General features: G+C 63.2%; 11 protein-coding genes, 2 tRNA genes and 2 pseudogenes. 7 read left to right on the plus strand and 8 right to left on the minus strand.

All coding sequences use genetic code 11. The features are described 5' to 3' along the window. Window positions 1-95 precede the first annotated feature (95 nt). Both PJW05_RS14200 and PJW05_RS14205 read right to left on the minus strand, forming a co-directional pair. Window positions 96-1445, minus strand: a complete 1350-nt coding sequence (locus tag PJW05_RS14200) for a lipase/acyltransferase domain-containing protein (RefSeq protein ID WP_271407660.1) — start codon at window positions 1443-1445, stop codon at window positions 96-98. Window positions 1446-1670: 225 nt separating this feature from the next. Further along, entirely contained in the window at window positions 1671-2708 is a 1038-nt protein-coding gene (locus tag PJW05_RS14205) for a GlxA family transcriptional regulator (protein WP_271407661.1), read from the minus strand. Between the two features lie 881 nt (window positions 2709-3589). On the opposite strand from PJW05_RS14205, the gene PJW05_RS14210 reads away from it, so the two are divergent. After that, on the plus strand, window positions 3590-5257 hold the full coding sequence (locus tag PJW05_RS14210; protein ID WP_271407662.1) for a BCCT family transporter: 1668 nt from the start codon (window positions 3590-3592) through the stop codon (window positions 5255-5257). Between the two features lie 530 nt (window positions 5258-5787). Further along, the gene (locus PJW05_RS14215; RefSeq protein WP_271407663.1) at window positions 5788-7482 is read left to right on the plus strand and encodes a BCCT family transporter; all 1695 of its coding nucleotides are present in this window, start codon (window positions 5788-5790) and stop codon (window positions 7480-7482) included. 165 nt (window positions 7483-7647) lie between these two features. On the opposite strand, the gene PJW05_RS14220 is transcribed toward PJW05_RS14215, so the two are convergent. The 3 genes from PJW05_RS14220 to PJW05_RS26765 form a co-directional block, all read right to left on the minus strand. Further along, complete coding sequence (locus PJW05_RS14220; RefSeq protein ID WP_271407664.1) at window positions 7648-8355, minus strand: 3'-5' exonuclease; 708 nt, start codon at window positions 8353-8355, stop codon at window positions 7648-7650. Next, on the minus strand, window positions 8352-10271 hold the full coding sequence (locus PJW05_RS14225) for a DUF294 nucleotidyltransferase-like domain-containing protein (RefSeq protein WP_271407665.1): 1920 nt from the start codon (window positions 10269-10271) through the stop codon (window positions 8352-8354). The genes PJW05_RS14220 and PJW05_RS14225 overlap by 4 nt, the downstream gene beginning before the upstream one ends. Before the next feature lie 630 nt (window positions 10272-10901). Beyond that, entirely contained in the window at window positions 10902-11420 is a 519-nt protein-coding gene (locus PJW05_RS26765) for a hypothetical protein (RefSeq protein WP_442969164.1), read from the minus strand. A 161-nt stretch (window positions 11421-11581) separates the two neighbouring features. Between PJW05_RS26765 and PJW05_RS14235 the strand changes: the two genes are divergently transcribed. The 5 genes and pseudogenes from PJW05_RS14235 to PJW05_RS26775 all read left to right on the plus strand — a co-directional run. Beyond that, on the plus strand, window positions 11582-12436 hold the full coding sequence (locus tag PJW05_RS14235; protein WP_271407667.1) for a DUF6502 family protein: 855 nt from the start codon (window positions 11582-11584) through the stop codon (window positions 12434-12436). Then, on the plus strand, window positions 12433-13878 hold the full coding sequence (locus PJW05_RS14240; RefSeq protein WP_271407668.1) for a DUF5666 domain-containing protein: 1446 nt from the start codon (window positions 12433-12435) through the stop codon (window positions 13876-13878). Before PJW05_RS14235 ends, PJW05_RS14240 begins: the two co-directional genes overlap by 4 nt. Window positions 13879-14056: 178 nt before the next feature. Then, a complete protein-coding gene (locus PJW05_RS14245; RefSeq protein ID WP_271407669.1) occupies window positions 14057-14809 on the plus strand; it encodes a hypothetical protein in 753 nt (250 codons plus the stop codon). Window positions 14810-15194: 385 nt separating this feature from the next. Beyond that, window positions 15195-15833 (plus strand): annotated as a pseudogene (locus PJW05_RS26770) (cache domain-containing protein); the annotation flags it as partial. Between the two features lie 405 nt (window positions 15834-16238). Continuing rightward, window positions 16239-16736 (plus strand): annotated as a pseudogene (locus PJW05_RS26775) (methyl-accepting chemotaxis protein); the annotation flags it as partial. A 324-nt stretch (window positions 16737-17060) separates the two neighbouring features. On the opposite strand, the gene PJW05_RS14255 reads toward PJW05_RS26775, so the two are convergent. The 3 genes from PJW05_RS14255 to pgsA form a co-directional block, all read right to left on the minus strand. After that, window positions 17061-17134, minus strand: a tRNA-Cys gene (locus PJW05_RS14255). A gap of 41 nt (window positions 17135-17175) precedes the next feature. Beyond that, a tRNA-Gly gene (locus tag PJW05_RS14260) sits at window positions 17176-17251 on the minus strand. Window positions 17252-17320: 69 nt separating this feature from the next. Then, entirely contained in the window at window positions 17321-17881 is a 561-nt protein-coding gene (gene pgsA / locus PJW05_RS14265; protein WP_271407671.1) for a CDP-diacylglycerol--glycerol-3-phosphate 3-phosphatidyltransferase, read from the minus strand. Between the last annotated feature and the right edge of the window lie 21 nt (window positions 17882-17902).

Genomic DNA, 17902 nt, shown 5'->3' on the forward strand with positions numbered 1-17902 from the left:
GTCTGCCAAGTGGATTCAGCCGTCAACAACGTAGCGTTTGACGGTAGCCCAATAAAGTTTGCGAATGAAAGTCGATTCTCCCATTCGAGCCGATCTCAAGGCCGGGGTTGGTTCGACAAGAGCACATTGAGCAGGTTGTCCTGAAAATTGATGTTGCTGGTCAGGTCGGTGTGGTTCTCGCACAGGAAAAATGCGTACGCCACCGGCAGAAAGCTGTCCTCGTTCTGCGGTACGCCCGGATCCAGCGTCTCGCGGGCCAACAGCGACGGCTTGGTCACACGCCCATCACCTGGTTCGATCATCAACTGGTCGTAGGGCACGCCGGGCCGGGGTTCAGCGATATCCGCCGGAGTCAGGCGGACCGCCTCACCCCCGTCGAGCGGTTCCACCAGCAGCCGTGCGGGCGTCATGTGGCAGCCGCCACCAAACAGCACGTAGCGGACCGGCGATACCGGCTCGGCTACGGAGAGCATCCAGGCCAAACGCCGTGCGCGCTCCAGGTTGAAGGCGAAATAGCGCTGCATCTCCACGGCGTCGACAGCGGCGGCCAGACTGGGGGCATAGATCGACCACGCCATGGCCTGCCAGGTCCTGGGATCGAACAAATCGTCGTGGCGTGGCTTGCCGTCGATGTCCACCAACCAGGTATTGAGCGGGTGGGGAAACAGCTGGTAGCCGCTGGGAAAGGTGGCCAGGGTGCGTGGTGCGATACGTCCCAGGCCGACCTTCTCGCCCCCTATGAAGGCGTGCAACGAGCTGACCGATCCCCCATTGGGTGTGCCCAGCAACACCAGATTACGCACCTGCGGCGCACCATCCATGGTCACCGGATGAGGCTCGCCGTCCAGCACGTCGCGGGTGCCAAAGCGCAGGTAATAACGTGCGATAAGCCCCCCCATGCTGTGCGCTACGAGGTTGACCTGTAGCGCAGGATCGCCGTAGTCGCGACGCACCGCTTCGATCAGCCGATCCAGTTCCTGAACGCTGTGCAAGGTGTCCTGGCGCCAGTCGTAGGACAGGACGTAGTAGCGGCGCTCACCCTTGCGCGCCGGCGTCCCGGGCTGAGTGCGCACGTAACCACCGAATTGCGTCAACGTTTGCAGGATCGGCCGGTAGAAGTCACGCCGTAGCGCCTGCTCGGCAATGCCCGCGGGCTCCAGCCTCGAGGGGAGCGGCCTATTCGTTCGCGGGTCGAATTCGAGGGCCAGTTCCGGATAGGACGAGAACAGAATTCGCCACCAGGATCCCGGCCAGATTTCTTCCCCGCTGACCCGGTCGCGCAAGCGCGTGCCAAAGGCACCTGGAATCAGGATGACCGGAACGGTTTCGGTCTGGGGACTACTGAGCTGGTAGAGCCTCTTCAAGTCGGGACGCGGTGACTCGTTGCAGCCCAACAAGCCGGCGGCGAGTACGAGCACGGCAAGCCGTTGCGGGAAAGCGTGCATCAACGAAGCCCTGAATTGCGTGCAGCTGATCATGAGATCAATAGGGTGTCACAGGCATGCGGTGAGTCTAGCAACTGCTGCTCAGTCCCAGCCCGGGTCGTTCCGACTCGATGGTTTCCTGTCCATGGCCGATGAGCAGTCATGCCGGCCGGCCCGTCCGATCCTGGTGGGCGCGGCGCAAAATCCCGGGCGTACTAACCGCTTCCGTTTACCCGGTCTGCTCGCTCAGACCTTGAAGTGATTTCGTTTGCGGAACTGCCCCGGAGCCATATCGAACATCGCGCGGAAGCAGCGCTGGAAATGTGGGAGAGTCACGAACCCGCTCGCCACTGCGATTTCGATCAGCGATTTGTTGGTGTGTTGCAGCAGCTGACGCGCCCGGGTAAGACGAAGCTCGAGGTAATAGCGCGGAGGCGTCGCCTTCACGTAGCGCCGAAAGAGACGCTCCAGATGTCGTCTGGATATCCCCACATAGCGCGCGATATCGTCGATCTCGATGGGATCTTCGATGTTGCTGTGCATCAGCTCCAACGCGAGCTTGATGGTCTCCGGCAAGGTTGGATCGAAATCGATCGAGACGACGGACACATCGACGACTTCTTGCATCTTGTCGCAGCTAAGCACCTCTTCCACAGCGCTCACCAGTTCATCGCCAGCGCTGTGGCGAACCACTTCCAACATCATGCCGAGAGAGCTGTTTGCCCCTGCGCAACTGATCCGCTTGCGGTCCAGCACGTGCGAGTGGCTGGTCACATGCACCTTGGGGAAAAGCTCGGTCATCATTGCCCGGCAATCCGGGTGAAAGGCGCATTCATAGCCATCCATCAGGCCGGCCTCAGCCAGAAAATAGGCGCCGTTCCAAAGTCCGCCCAAGACCGCCCCAGCCGCCTCGGCTGAACGCAGCTTCGTTCGTAGCAAAGGCTCTCCTTCGAGACGAACCCTGTACCCGCCGCACACCACGACGATGTCTTGGCGCTTCTCGTCCAGCTCGACCAGGGTGAGATCAGTGGAAATGGAAATTCCCAGATCGCTCACGATGAGGTTGCTGTCCCCGCCGACGACCTGAACGTCGAACACTGGCGTAGAACTCATGAGGTTGGCCGTTACCAACGCATCCACCGCCCCGGTGAAGGCCATCATCGAGAAATGCTCGCGCAGGATGAAGGACACACGACGAACCAGGGGCGTCAGCCCTTCGCGGCGCGCCTTGTCCAGATGGGCCAGATTCTTGCTCTTCAACACGCTCTCGAAGGAGGTCCTCATTGCCCGGCTCCCAGGTCCCACGGAGTCAAATCATCGGTTGCTCTGCAGCGGATTGCGTCCCTTGTACGAACTCGAAACTCGAGGTTCCGCGACGCCCCTCGAACGCCCTCAGGATGACGTCTTGCAGGACAGGTTTCCAACCCCGACTTCATCGGACAGCAGCGCAAACAACTTCTCACGGTAAGTACTACCCAGCACAGTGCAGCAGATGGTTGAGATCAATATGAAGGGGCGCTGCGACAGGGTTCCGCGCCTTCATTCCTTTCACGCTATCAGGAATCCGCGCGCCAACCACGCTCAGCCCGTCCACCAGCGCTGAAGTTCCAGTACCACCAAGCGCCTGGTCAATGGCCTTGTCGCCGCAAGAACGCACATTGGCCATCGGAACGACCGCTGTGCCCAACATCGCACCCGCTCAGGTGATGGACACCGCGAATCCTTCCGCCCTCCGAATCGAGCTGTAGCGGGCTCTCGTGCCTCAATGCCAACCTGAGGGGCTACTCGGCGGGGTACTGGTGCTGTATCACGGCCCGACCTGACAGAGGGCACCAATGGACGTGTTCCTGTTCCATCAGTGCCACGTCTGTTTGCGTTACTGCCGACCTTCACCAAACCCGAGGCGCTTCAGGGTGTCTCTGGCTCGGCGCGACCGTGCCGCTCATGGGCCGATTACGGAAAAATCCGGTCCCCTTCCACCCTCCTCCGTTGCCACTCATGACCAAAGACGCGGCGCGTGTGATGGTGGATCGTGTCCATGTGAGCCGGCTTCATCTGTTATCGTGTCAGTTCGACCCAACGGTGGGTCGACTTTACTTGAGGAGGGCAAACCGTCCTGTTCACGCTTGTTCAGCGCGTCAAACGCATCAAGGAGTACGCCACATATGGGAAACGTGCCTTCGCATGACATGACCCCGCCACCCGTAGCGGAAACCCCCGACGGAATTCCGGCCCCGAGCGGCGCCGCCAACCTGATCGACACCGACTACGTCATCGGTCAGGACAACATCCAGGGCAAATTCATCTTCTCGATGGATATCCACGGCAAGGTCTTCACCATCTCCGCGCTGGTCGCGGTGATCTTCGTGGTGCTGGCCCTGGCCCTGCAGAACCAGGTCGAGCCGCTGTTCAGCGCGCTGCGCGACTGGCTCACCCACCACATGGCCTGGTTCTTCATCGGAGCCGCCAACGTCTTCGTCCTGCTCTGCCTCGGCCTGATCGTCTCGCCGCTGGGCAAGGTGCGCATCGGCGGCAAAGACGCCACGCCCGACTACAGCTACCTGGGCTGGTTCTCCATGCTGTTCGCCGCCGGCATGGGCATCGGCCTGATGTTCTACGGCGTGTCCGAGCCGATGTCGCACTACAGCTCGGCGATGGCCGGCATCACGATCGGCGAGGACGGTGTGCGCAGCGACTGGGCGCCGCTCGCCGGCGCCGCCGGCAACAGCGAGGAGGCGGTGCGCCTGGGCATGGCCGCCACCATCTTCCACTGGGGCCTGCACCCCTGGGCGATCTACGCCATCGTCGCACTGGCGCTGGCACTGTTCTCCTTCAACAAAGGCCTGCCGCTGTCGATCCGCTCGATCTTCTACCCGATCCTCGGCGAGCGCGTGTGGGGCTGGCCGGGCCACGTGGTTGACATCCTCGCGGTGTTCGCCACCCTGTTCGGCCTGGTCACCTCGCTCGGCCTGGGGGCCGAACAGGCCGCCGCGGGGATGGAATACCTGTTCGGCATCAGTGCCTCGGATACCAGCAAGGTGCTGCTGATCGTCGCCATCACCCTCGTCGCCCTGGCCTCTGTGGTCGCCGGCCTGGAAAAGGGGGTCAAGCGCCTGTCCGAGCTGAACATGGCACTGGCCCTGGCGCTGCTGCTGTTCGTCATCCTCGCCGGGCCGACCCTGGCCATCCTCACCGGCTTCTTCCAGAACCTCGGCGCCTACCTGCAGTACCTGCCGGCGTTGTCCAACCCCATCGGCCGCGAGGACGCCAACTTCAGCCAGGGCTGGACGGCGTTCTACTGGGCCTGGTGGATCAGTTGGTCGCCCTTCGTCGGCATGTTCATCGCCCGCGTCAGCCGCGGTCGCACGGTGCGCGAGTTCCTCATTGCCGTGCTGCTGGTGCCGTCGCTGGTGTCGGTGCTGTGGATGACCGCCTTCGGCGGCACCGCGATCAACCAGCTGCTGGTGGACGGCTTCACCGGCGCCCAGGAAGCCGGCCTGGAGCTGAAGCTGTTCAGCATGCTCGGCGAAATGCCGTTGACCGCCATCACGTCCTTTATCGGCATCGTGCTGGTGGTGGTGTTCTTCATCACCTCGTCGGACTCCGGCTCCCTGGTGATCGACACCATTACCGCCGGCGGCAAGGTCAATGCGCCGGTGCCGCAGCGGGTGTTCTGGGCCAGCATCGAAGGCGTGATCGCCATCGCCCTGCTGCTGGGCGGCGGCCTGGTGGCGCTGCAGGCCATGGCGGTGTCCACCGGCCTGCCGTTCACCCTGGTGTTGCTGGTGGGCTGCGTGTCCATCGTCAAGGGGCTGATGAGCGAGCCGCGCTAAGCGTCGGTCTCGCCGCCCTGGAAAGCGCGCCTGCGGGCGCGCTTTTTTTTTGCGCGCGGGCCTGGCGACGTCGTGTCTGGCACGGTGCGCTATAGGAGCCAGTTGATCCGTGATGCTTCTACGGTGCATCCACAGGGCCCAGGATCGCCCGGGGCGGTGGCGAGGGTGGATAAGCCGAGCGTTCTCCAGCCTGTACCCGACCACAATCACGCATTCAACCCGGAGTAGCTGGCTGGTCGTTGTGCTGCGTCGCGAAAGAGAAGCGGGAATCCGCGCACACCAGTTGCCCCCGGTCATTGCGCTTTCCCTACGGATAGACAACCAAAGCTTCCAGAAAACGGAATGCCGCCCAGCCGTTCCTGCCGGGGCGTGGTGTTATCCAGCCGATCGGCGCGTCTTGGTCGCTATTGGATAGCCCCACGCCGCTTGCGCCGCTCTGGCCGATTTTCCCTTCTGTTAGCGTCGGCCTCCGCGTTCGGCACTGCGCCGCGCGCCGCGTCGAGCACGCGATAACAACAAGGAGCCGCCACATGAGCCAAGCCCGGGGGTCCAAAGGGCCCCGTACAGCCAACGACGACGGAATTCCGGCCCCGACCGGCGCCGCTAATCTGATAGACACCGACTACGTGCTCGGCCAGGACAATATCCGCGGTCGCTACCTGGTCAATCTCGATATTCACGGCACGGTGTTCATCGTCTCGGCGCTCTGTGCGCTGCTGTTCGTGGTGCTGACACTGGCCCTGCACAGCGAGGTGGAGCCACTGTTCAAGGCCGTGCGCAACTGGCTGACGCAGAACCTGGCGTGGTTCTTCATCGGTTCGGCGAACATCTTCGTGCTGCTCTGCCTCGGCCTGATCGTCTCGCCGCTGGGCAAGGTGCGCCTGGGGGGCACGCTGGCGCGGCCCAACTATTCCTACGCCTCCTGGTTCTCCATGCTGTTCGCCGCCGGCATGGGCATCGGGTTGATGTTCTACGGCGTGGCCGAACCCATGTCGCACTACGACTCGTCCCTGGCCGGCATCGCCGTCGGCGACAATGGCGTGCGCAGCGACTGGGCGCCTCTGGGCGCAGCTGCCGGCGATTCCGCCGAGGCGGCGCGTCTGAGCATGGCCACCACCATTTTCCACTGGGGCCTGCACCCTTGGGCGATCTACGCCATCGTCGCGCTGGCGCTGGCACTGTTTTCCTTCAACAAGGGCCTGCCGCTGTCGTTTCGCTCGATCTTCTTCCCACTGCTGGGTGAGCGGGTGTGGAGCTGGCCGGGGCATTTGATCGACATTCTCGCGGTGTTCGCCACCCTGTTCGGCCTGGTCACCTCGCTGGGCCTGGGCGCCGAGCAGGCCACCGCCGGCCTGCACAGCCTGTTCGACCTGCCGGCAGATACCACCACCAAGGTGCTGCTGATCGTGGTGATCACCCTGATCGCCCTGGGCTCGGTGCTGGCCGGCCTGGACAAGGGGGTCAAGCGTCTGTCCGAACTGAACCTGGGCCTGGCCTTGCTGTTGCTGCTGTTCGTGGTGGTCGCCGGCCCCACCGCGCTGCTGCTGAGCGGCGTGCTGGACAACCTCGGCGCCTACCTGCAGTACCTGCCGGCGCTGTCCAACCCCATTGGCCGCGAGGACGCCAACTTCAGCCAGGGCTGGACGGCGTTCTACTGGGCCTGGTGGATCAGCTGGTCGCCCTTCGTCGGCATGTTCATCGCCCGCGTCAGCCGCGGTCGCACCGTGCGCGAGTTCCTCATTGCCGTGCTGCTGGTGCCGTCGCTGGTGTCGGTGCTGTGGATGACCGCCTTCGGCGGCACCGCGCTGCATCAGGCTTTGGGCGGTCTGGGCGAGCTGCAACAGGCGGCGCTGGAGCTGAAGATGTTCGTCATGCTCGACCACCTGCCGCTCAGCGCGATCAGCTCCTTCGTGGCCATCGTGCTGGTGGTGCTGTTCTTCATCACCTCGTCGGACTCGGGTTCACTGGTGATCGACACCATTACCGCCGGCGGCAAGATCAACGCGCCGGTGTCGCAGCGGGTGTTCTGGGTACTGCTCGAGGGCGCGCTGGCCATCGCACTGCTGCTCGGCGGCGGTCTGGTGGCGTTGCAGGCCATGGCGGTGTCCACCGGCCTGCCGTTCACCCTGGTCTTGCTGGTGGGCTGCGTCGCCATCGTCAAGGGCCTGATCAGCGAACCGCGGGCACGGGCACAAGGCCGGTTCGGCGCGCTGTCGCGCGACTAGCACGTCCCCCTGGCCGAGCCGGCCGGGTCACCTTCGAGCGAAAGCCGCGATACCCCTTGGGGTCGCGGCTTTCTCATGGGCATTCGGGCTTCGGCGCCAATGCGCACGGTGCATCCTGCGGCATCCAGCGCCCGCCGCTTCGGCGATGGCGCTATCGATACCAGGCTAGCACCACAGCTCGCCCACCGGCGATTGCGCCCAGTCGTGGCTGGCCGCTTGTGCCTGCAGCAGTTCCGCGCAGGCCAGGGCGTCGCTCAGTGCGTGGTGTGCGGTATACAGCGGCAGGCCGTAGCGCAGGCGGCTGTCGGCCAGGCGAATGGAAATGGGGTCGCGGCCACGCAGACGATCCCACCAACGGAGCCGGCGCTTGGGGTGCAGCCGGGCTTCCAACTCCATGGTGTCGATGACCGGAAACAGCAGCCCTTCGCCCAGGTGCTGGCGCAGGGCTTGGTCGAGGAAGCTGCGTTCGATGCTGCGGTAGTGCGCCACCACCACCTTGCCGGCCAGGGCTTCGAGCAGTTCGTCGAGCACGCTGGCCAGGCGCGGGGCGTAGCGGATATCGCTGTGGGTGATGTGGTGGAAGGCGACCGACTCCTCGCGCAGCTCGCCGGTCGGCTTGACCACCCAGTAGCGCGCCTCACCGCAGCGAATGCGTTGCAGGCTCAACGGCACCAGGCCGAGGCTGACAATGGCGTGCTGACGCGGGTCGAGGCCGGTGGTTTCCACGTCCAGCGCCACCAGCGGCGCATCGGCCAGCGGCGTGTCGGCGCTGATGCAGCCGGCGCCGTAGTAGGCGCGCAGGCGTGCATCGTGGCTGCTGGTGGCGAGGTCGGCGAACAGCTGCGGCCAGTCCTGGGCCAGACGTTGGCTCATCGCGGGCGTGCCGCCGGTTGCGCCGGGTAGCGAAAGCGCAGGAACTTCTGCGCGTTGCTGACCACCTGGAAGGCTTCCTTGAGGTGGTGGCGTTCGCTGGCGCTGAACTGCTCCGGCTCGATGTAGTTGTCCGGCGCGTTGCCGGCCTCGACGTCGCGCGCCTGGTGGCGCATGCGTACCAGGCTGAGGAATTCGAAGGCGTAGCGCAGGTGCTCCAGCGCCTCCTTGGGCAACAGCTTGGTGGCGGCGATGGCGTCGAGACGGTCCAGCGAGTTCTGCGCCTTGGAGCCGCAGGCCAGGGCGTGCACGCGGATCAGGTCGGTGAGCGGCGCGGTGCCGCGGCCCTTGAGGTTGATGATGTTCTTCTGCCTGCCGTCGGTCTCCATCACGAAGGTGCGGAAGAAGCCCAGCGGCGGCGTGCGGTTCAGCGCGTTACGCGCCAGCGCGGCGAGGAAGGCGGGGCTGGCGCTGGCCTGCTGCGCCAGCAGGTCCTTGAGGTTTTCCACCAGCTCGGTCTCGCCATAGAGGCCGTCGAGGTCGAAGAAGATGCTGGCGTTGAGCAGGGTTTCCGGATTGGGCCGGTCGATCCAGTCGCTGAAGTAGCCGCGCCAGACCCTCAGCGGCTGGCGCCACCTGGGGTTGCTGGCCATGATTCCACCCTTGCAGTAGGTGTAGCCGCAGGCGGCCAGGCCGTCGCTGACGAACTGCGCGAGATCGGCGAAGTAGGCGTCGTGCTCGTCGGGGTCGAAGCGGTCGTCGAGCACCAGGGCGTTGTCCTGGTCGGTCAACAGCAGCTGTTCGTCGCGCGCCATGGAGCCGGCGACCATGAAGCAGTAAGGCACCGGCGGAGGGCCCAGGCGTTGCTCGGCCAGCTCCAGCAGGCGCTGGCTGAAGGCACGGCCGATCCCGCTCATGGCACTGCCGACCATGTGCGCGCTGGCCTCGTCGGCGACCATGCGCACGAAGGTCGCGCGCAGGTCCGGCAGCAGGCTCTTGAGCTCGTCCACCGTCTGTTTGTGGAAAATGCTGCCGACCAGGTACAGGCTGCTGCGCGACTCGTAACGCACGATGTCGGCGAGGTTGACCACCCCCACCGGGCGGCGACGGTGCAGCACCGGCAGGTGGTGGATGTTGTGGCGCAGCATGCACAGCATGGCCTCGAACACCGAGTCATCGGCCTGCAGGGTGATCGGGTTGGGCGTCATCACCCGGCTCACCGGGGTGTCCAGCGCCAGTCCCGCGGCCAACACGCGGGTGCGCAGGTCGCGGTCGGTGAGGATGCCGGCCATCACCTGGTTCTGTTGTTCGGCCACCTGCACCCGCGCCGGGTCGGGCCAGCGCGTGCCGGGGTCGACGACTATCACCGAGGATACCCCTTGTTCGCTCATCACCTGGGCGGCCTGCTGCACCGGGGTGCCCAGCGGCACACTGACCGGCGCGCGGCTGATCAGTTTGCGCAGCTTGAGCTTCATCAGCTCGCTGGCTTTGCCCGGGTTGCTGTCCAGCGCCGCCTTCAGGCGCGACTGGCCCTCGGCCTCGACGAAGTCGGCGAAGCTGTCGAACTTCTCGCACAGTTGGTGGAACAGGGCGCCGGGGATGAAATAGATCAGGCTGTCTTCCAGCGCCTTGGCCGCCAGGCGCACCTTGTTGCCGCGTAGCAGACCGGCCTGGCCGAACAGGTCACCCTCGCTCAGGCGGTTGTGCAGCTCGCCGCCCCGTCGGTGGATTTCCACCGCGCCACTGCGCACGTAGTGCAGCTCGTGGATCGGTGCGCCGAAGGCGAGGATCTCACTACCGGCCTTGAAGTAGCCGATCTGCACCTGGCGGGCGATCTCGTCGAGGCTTTCCTCCGGCAGTTCGTCGAAGGGGGCGAAGCGGTTCAGGTGATCGCGAATCTCGATCAACTCGATCTGCATGGGCGTGCTCGGGCCATCTGTGGGTCAAGCGGGAACCTTAACCCCGATGGCCCGTGCCTGGCCAATCGGCGCGTTGGCGGCGCCAGTTCCAGCGGTTCTCGGCCACCGCGTCGTGGGCAGGCAGGTTCTGCTATCCGGCGCCGGGATTTCCCCATCCCGGTCCCCGACGCAAGCCGACTGACGCCGCACTCCCGGTGACATAAGGTGCCCAGATTGGGTCAGGGGCCACCGCGCAGCCGGGTAGTTCCCTGCGAGATGCTGGCCGTGTGCGAATCGAGTGGATTCAGCTGGTGCGCGTGCTCGTACGGATGAGTGAGGTCCATCCGGCAGCCGGTCCTGATAGTCGGTCGTTGACACTCAGATCGGCCCTACTACTCTCAAAACGTGGGAAAAATTCCCACGCACATAGGCTGACTGGCTTAGAAGGACCGTGCGGAAGGCTGTTGTCCATTCGGTGCAGATTGATGGCCGCGCTGGTTGGCTGGTTCTCTCAAGGAATAACCCGGACTCACTGGTTATTGCGTTGGTTAGGGCTAATGACTGTACGACTTCAAGCGGAGGTTCATCATGCTGCTCAAGAAATGTTTGCTCGCTCTGGCAATTGGTGGCGTCCTGTCAGCATCGACGGTTTTACTGCCTGACTATATCGGTGGCTTCTCCAGCGTTTACGCGAAGGAAGGGGGCAGCGGTGGTGGCGGTGGTGGTAGTGGCGGCGGTGGCGGCGGTGGCGGCGGTCACGGCGGTGGCGGTGGGCACGGCGGTGGCGGTGGGCACGGCGGCGGCGGTGGCGGCGGCGGTCACGGCGGGGGCGGTGGGCACGGCGGCGATGGCGGTGGGCACGGTGGAAATGGCCACAGCGGCGACAGTGGTGGGCACGGTAGCAACAGCGGCCCCGGGAGTGCCAACAGCGGTCGTGGTCGTGGCCATGACAATGATGCGGACCATGACCGTGGTGGGCCGCATGGTGTCGGCCATGGCGCGGATGATGGCCCTGACCATGACGCCGGTGGGCCGCATGGTGTCGGTCACGGCGCAGATGATGGCCCTGACCACGACGCCGGTGGGCCGCATGGCGTCGGTCATGGCGCAGATGATGGCCCTGACCATGACGTCGGCGATGACCGCGGCAGTGCTTGATTGCTCAGCCACTGAAACACAAAACCCGGAGTGAATCCGGGTTTTGTGTTGGTCGGGAAATTTAGACGGTTAGCCTGCCTTGGGTGACGGTGGCCGATATGCCGAGTGTCCCGTGCTAAGTGCGGGGTTGAACGCTTGGGAGCACTTTCCCACTTTCCACAGGACGACCTTGAATGCCATTGCCCTCCCCGCCTACCTCGCTCTTGCCGGCGCTTCAGCAGGTCATGCGTCCCCTGGTGAGGCTGATGCTCAGAAAGGGGGTCACGTATAGCGCCTTCGCCGACTTGCTCAAACAAATTTTCGTAGATGTCGCCGAGCGCGAGTTTCACCTTGATGGCAAACCGCCGAGCGACAGCAGAGTCAGCCTGCTGACGGGGGTCCATCGCAAGGACGTCAAGCGCCTGCGATCCAAGGCCGCCAGTGAGAAGACCAGCCTCCCCGAAACCGTTTCGTTTGGCGCACACCTGGTCAGTGTCTGGTTGAACAACTCGCCGTTCTGTGAGCGTCCTGGCCAGCCCAGGCCACTGGTTCGTTTGGCCAGTGCAGGGGGCGAGTGTTCATTCGATGGGCTAGTCGCGGCGGTCAGCAAGGATATTCGCGCCCGCGTCGTACTGGATGAGTGGCTTCGTTTGGGGGTTGTGCAGCTAGACGACCAGGATCGGGTCCATCTGGAGGCGATGGCCTTTATTCCGCAACGAGGGTTTGACGAGAAGATGGCCTATTTTCGGCACAACCTTCACGACCATGCCTGCGCCGCCGTGCATAACCTGACCGAGGCCGGGGAGCCGTTCTTCGAGCGCAGCGTGCACTATGACAGCCTGTCTCAAGGCGGCGTCAATCAACTGCGCGAATCCGTCAGGAAGGAAGGCATGCAGGTGCTGATCGGCTTCAACCAACTGGCTGCCGAACTGGAAGAGCGGGATGCTCCCCCTCCCGACGCCCGACAGCGCATCACCATTGGCCTTTATTTCTATACCGAGCCCAATCCTCCAGAGGTCGCCTGCCCGACCAGGACCGGTTCGTCATGAGCACCGCCGCGCGCCGCTTGGGCGTCCTCATTTTCGTTTGCAGCTCACTACTTGTGGCGGCCGTGTCTAACGCTGCACCGGCATGCCTTGATCCAGGTGGTCTGGGGGGCACAGGCGCAATTGTCACCGGCGGGGTCGGCGGCACGGGCTCGCCAGTCGATTACGGTGGCGTCGGTGGGACCGGCGTGCGCGCCGACCCCGGCGGGATCGGCGGAACCGGGGCACCGGCCGAGGAAGGTGGAATAGGTGGGACCGGCATTGTGGGGACCATCACGGGGTTTGGTTCGATCTGCGTCAACGGCGTGGAAGTTCACTTCGATGACAAGGCATCGCTCAGCGAGAACGGCGTGCCTGCCAGCAGTCGACAACTGGCCATCGGACAGGTGGTTGCAGTAGACGCCCGTCCATCTCCGAGGGGATTGGAGGCGCGGCGTATTGCGATTCTCCACGCCTTTGAAGGGCCGATTACCCAGGTCGCGTCGGGATCTGCCTCCCTACGTGTGATGGGACAGCCGATACGTGTTGCGGCGGGAGCTCGGGTGGCCGAGGACCTGCGCATCGGCGAGCCGGTTCGAGTCAGCGGCTTGCGCAACGCCCAGGGCGAGGTGGTGGCCAGCCGGATTGATCGTGCACCGAACCTCGCGCAGGTGAGTGCGATTGGCGCCATTGAACGAGTCGGCAACCTGCAGGGCTTGGCCCTCAGCAAGCCGCTGCTCCCCAGCGGTGAAGTTCTGGTGCGTGGCACCTGGAATGGCCGGCAGCTGAATGTTGTCCAGGCACACAACGATCCGGGCCTCCCCTTCTCCGGGCGGGTACGTCATGCGTTGGTGGAGGGTCTGGTTCGCAGTCAGCAAGGCAATCGCATTGAGTTCGGCGGATTCACAGCCCATGTCGAACGCAGTACCGCCTATACCGGGGGCAAAGCTGCCGACCTTGTAGTCAACCAGCGTATCCGCGTGGCCGGTGTGTTCGATAAGGGCCGGAACATACGCGCGGAACAGATCGAGATCTTGCCGGAACACCCCGACGGCGCCATCCGGCAGGGCAACCGACACCAGGGTTCGCCAGAAAGCGATTCAGAGCATCACGATGGCGGTAGCTCCGGGCGTGACGGCAATGAGTCGCGAATGCGCGTCGAAAACGGTGAGATCCGCGAGAAAGTCGAGCGGCGCGAGGAGTCCGCTACCGGTGACCTGGAACGCCGAGAGCGGATCGAGACCCGTCAATCCGGCGACCGCCTGGAGCGCCGGGAGCGAATCGAGATTTTCGAGAATGGCGTTCGGGTCGAGCGGATTGAGCGGATTGAGCGGATTGAGCGAATCGAACGACCGGACCGGGTCGACAAGCCCGAGCGTGTGGAAAAACCTGAGCGAGTTGAAAAGGTCGAGCGCGTTGAAAAAGTCGAGCGTGTCGAACGGTTGGATCATTCAGGCCCCCACTAGGGTTCGATTCATCAACACATAGTGGAATCCAAAGTGCCGGCTATGCTGGGGAAAGTATCCTGAGGGCTACCTGCCTGGCAGAGCAGGTAGCAGGTCGCCGGCACGCTCTTGATCGATATCCCGGTGCAGGCCACGCCCCTGATGTGAACTTCGATGTTCGGATTACAACGAGGTCAACATGAGCCCAATGCGTGCGCTTTTCCCCTGCTTGCTGGTGATCGTCGCCTGGCCCGCCTTGTCGGGTGACTTCACGCTCTTGACCGGATTGGATTACTCCCGGGGGGATTACGGAACCCCGGCAATGAGTGAGACCTGGTACGTCCCGCTGGTCGGCAAATACGAATCCGGCCCGATGATCTACAAGTTGACCGTCCCGTACCTGCGCATCACCAATCCCGCGGTGGGGCCAGACGGCCTGCCCGTGGCCGGCGACTGCGACAGTATCGAGAGTGGCCTTGGCGATACCGTGGCGAGCGCGGATTACGCCCTGCTGGACGGCAGCGATGGGGGAAGACTGCTGGTGGATCTGGTGGGCAAAGTAAAGCTGCCGACGGCCGATGAGGATCACTGCCTCGGAACCGGCAAGACCGACTACTCCGTCCAGGTTGACGTCGCTCATGCCTTCGGTGCAGTCAGTGGCTTCGCCACGCTGGGCTGGAAGAAGTTCGGCGATCCGTCCGATACCGACTTCCGCGATCCAATTTTCACGTCAATCGGCCTGGTCACCCGGCTGGCGCCGGCCACCTCGGTGGGGGCCGCTTATGATTGGCGGCAGAAGGTGACGTCCGATGGCAACGAGATCCAGGAGTTCACCCTGTTTCTGACACAAAGGCTCAGCTCAGCCTGGAAAGTCCAACTGTACGCATTGAAGGGTTTTTCCGATGCCAGCCCGGAGTCGGGCGGCGGACTGCAGCTCAGTCACTCGTTTTAGGGTTGGGGCCTGTCGAGCCCAGTCGATCAGGCCATATCGATTGTCCGGCGCTAAATGCCTCTGGAACCGACCTGTAATCCCTAATCGACATAGTCGTGTCGCTTGGTTACGGGCCTGATTCAACTTTATGGGGCAATTTCTCGAGCATATCCATGAGGTGCTACGACGAACCTCTAATTGGCGCCCACAAGGTTTTACGGTATCCAGCTGCTACTCAAATGGGGCTCTAGCAATAAGGAAAATGCCCATGCGCTTATCCATCCGAACCAAGATTCTCCTACTCAGCGTGATACCGGTAATTCTGCTGGTCGCACTGCTCAGTGGCTTGACCGTCGTGATTCTCGACAAGCTGGCAGACGAGCAGACCGCGGCTGCGCGTGAGCGTATGCATGAAGACCGTCGCGCAGTGTTGGCGAACTATGTGCAGATCGCAAACGCGGCGATTGCTGGCATTTACCAGAACTCTGCGCCTGGCGATATGCGTGCGCGCGACGAAGCCGTAGCGCTACTGAAACGGATGAACTTCGCCAAGGGAGATTATTTCTGGGGCTACGACTCGCAGAGCCTACGCATCTTCTGGTCGGATAAGGACGTGCGCATTGGCGAAAGTTTTCGTGATTTTCGCGACGCCAACGGCCTTTACGTGATCAACGAACTGGTTCGGGTAGCCAAGGACGGTAGTCATTTCCTCGAATATGCCTTCCCTGTCCCGGGGCACGACGAGCCGGTGCCGAAGATCGGCTATGCGCAATACCTGGAAAAGTGGGATCTGGTCATCGGCACGGCAGTAAATCTGGATGACATCGAGTTGCAGGTTCAGGCTTTCGAAGAGCAGATGCACCGGCAAATCGGTTCGCTGGTGGTCGATATGGTGGGGCTGGCACTGATTCTGCTGATCGTGATCATTGCGCTGGCGGTCTGGTTGGCGGGAGGTTTCGTACGCCCGCTACAGCAGATCAAGGCCAACCTCGACGATATTGCTGCGGGCGAGGGAGATTTGACCCGGCGCCTGCCGGTCTCCACCCAGGACGAGCTGGGCCAGCTGGCCGGTTCCTTCAACCGTTTCGTCGAGAAAATTCATGATCTGGTCAGGCAGATCGCCGACATGACCGGGCAACTTACTGGCTTGGTCAGCAAGGTGGCGGAGCAAGCGCAGCGTTCCGAGCAGGCCATGGCGCAACAACGTCATGAAACCGATCAGGTGGCCACGGCGATCAACGAGATGTCGGCCGCCGCCCACGAGGTGGCCAAGAGTGCGCAGAACGCCGCCGAAGCCGCGCAGCAGACCGACCGCGAAGGGCAGGCGGCGAAGAGCGTGGTCGATGGCAGCATCCAGCGCATTCACTTACTGGTGGAGGATATCCGCAGCAGCGGCGTGTCGCTCGACAGCCTGCAGCAGGACGTGCAGTCCATCGTCAGCGTGCTCGACGTGATCCGCTCCATCGCCGAGCAAACCAACCTGCTGGCGCTCAACGCGGCTATTGAGGCGGCACGTGCCGGTGAGGCTGGACGTGGATTTGCCGTGGTCGCCGATGAAGTGCGCGCATTGGCCAGCCGCACCCAGCAGAGCACCCAGGAGATCCAGGGCATGATCGACCGTCTGCAACAGGGCACGCAGCAGTCAGTGAGCTCAATGCGCCGCTCCAGCGACGCCGGCGAGCTGACCAGCGAGCACGCCAACAAGGCTGGCGAATCGCTCGATGTCATCGCCCAACTGATCGCCACCATCAATGCAATGAACGCTCAGATCGCCAGCGCTGCCGAAGAACAGACGGCAGTGGCCGAGGAAATCAACCGTAGCGTGCACCAGATCGCTGCCGCGGTGGACAGCGTAGCAGGTGAGGCTGAACAAGGCGCCCAGGCGGCACGCAGTCTGGAGGGGGTGGGCGATCGCCTCAATTCTCTGGTGCGCCAGTTCCGCATTTAGTCGAGGCATGACGCCAGTCGCTCCTGCGGCTGGCGTTCGGCCTCATGTAACAGCGAAGCGTTTCATACTTGATCACGAATGCCAGCGGTCTGCGCCTGAGCTATCCGAGGTTGCGGAACCGATGGAAGCCGGCACGCACAGAAGCTGCCAGGAAGGCTGTTGAAGATGGCGCTGTGGACCTGGCCGAACGTATCCGGCAGCGACATTCGCCCGAAGGCGGCAAGCGAAGTCGTCGAGCCCACCGAATGATCCATGGTGCGGGAACCGCACTTTCTGAAAGACAATAAAAAACCCCGTAGATCTTTGATCTACGGGGTTTTTAGATGGAGGCCGAAGTCGGAATCGAACCGGCGTACACGGATTTGCAATCCGCTGCATGACCACTCTGCCATCCGGCCTAAACGATGACGCCGCTTTGGGCGGCGTCATCGCGTGAAACTGGAGCGGGAAACGAGACTCGAACTCGCGACCCCGACCTTGGCAAGGTCGTGCTCTACCAACTGAGCTATTCCCGCTTTGTCGTGTTGACGGGCGCCATTCTATAGATTCACGAACAGCCGTCAACCCCTTGATTCAAAAAACTTTTATTTTCCTTTAGGGTCGGTGCTGAGGTGCGGCCAGGCCGCCATCAGGTAATGCAGCATCGACCACAGGGTCAGCGCCGCGGCCAGGATCAACAGGAAATAGCCGATAGCCACCCAGAAGGTGAACAGCGGTGGATTGGCCAGCAGGATGACCAGTGCCAGCATCTGCGCAGCAGTCTTCCACTTGCCGAGATTGGACACCGCCACGTGGGCGCGCGCGCCGATTTCCGCCATCCACTCGCGTAACGCGGACACCACGATCTCGCGACCGATGATGGTGGCCGCCGGCAGGGTCAGCCACAGGTTGTGGTGCTCTTCCACCAGCAATACCAACGCTACCGCCACCATCAGCTTATCCGCCACCGGATCGAGGAAGGCCCCGAACGGCGTGCTCTGCTGCCAGCGTCGCGCCAGGTAGCCGTCGAACCAGTCGGTGACGGCGGCAATGGCGAATACCGTACTGGCTGCCAGGTAGCTCCAGGAGAACGGCAGATAGAACAGAAGAATGAAAACGGGAATGAGCAGTACGCGCAGAACGGTGAGCAGATTAGGAATATTCATCGTTACGGCTGGTTCCAAAGG

Origin of the sequence: Pseudomonas sp. Q1-7 (assembly GCF_028010285.1) — a bacterium.
In the GTDB taxonomy this organism is placed as follows: domain Bacteria; phylum Pseudomonadota; class Gammaproteobacteria; order Pseudomonadales; family Pseudomonadaceae; genus Metapseudomonas.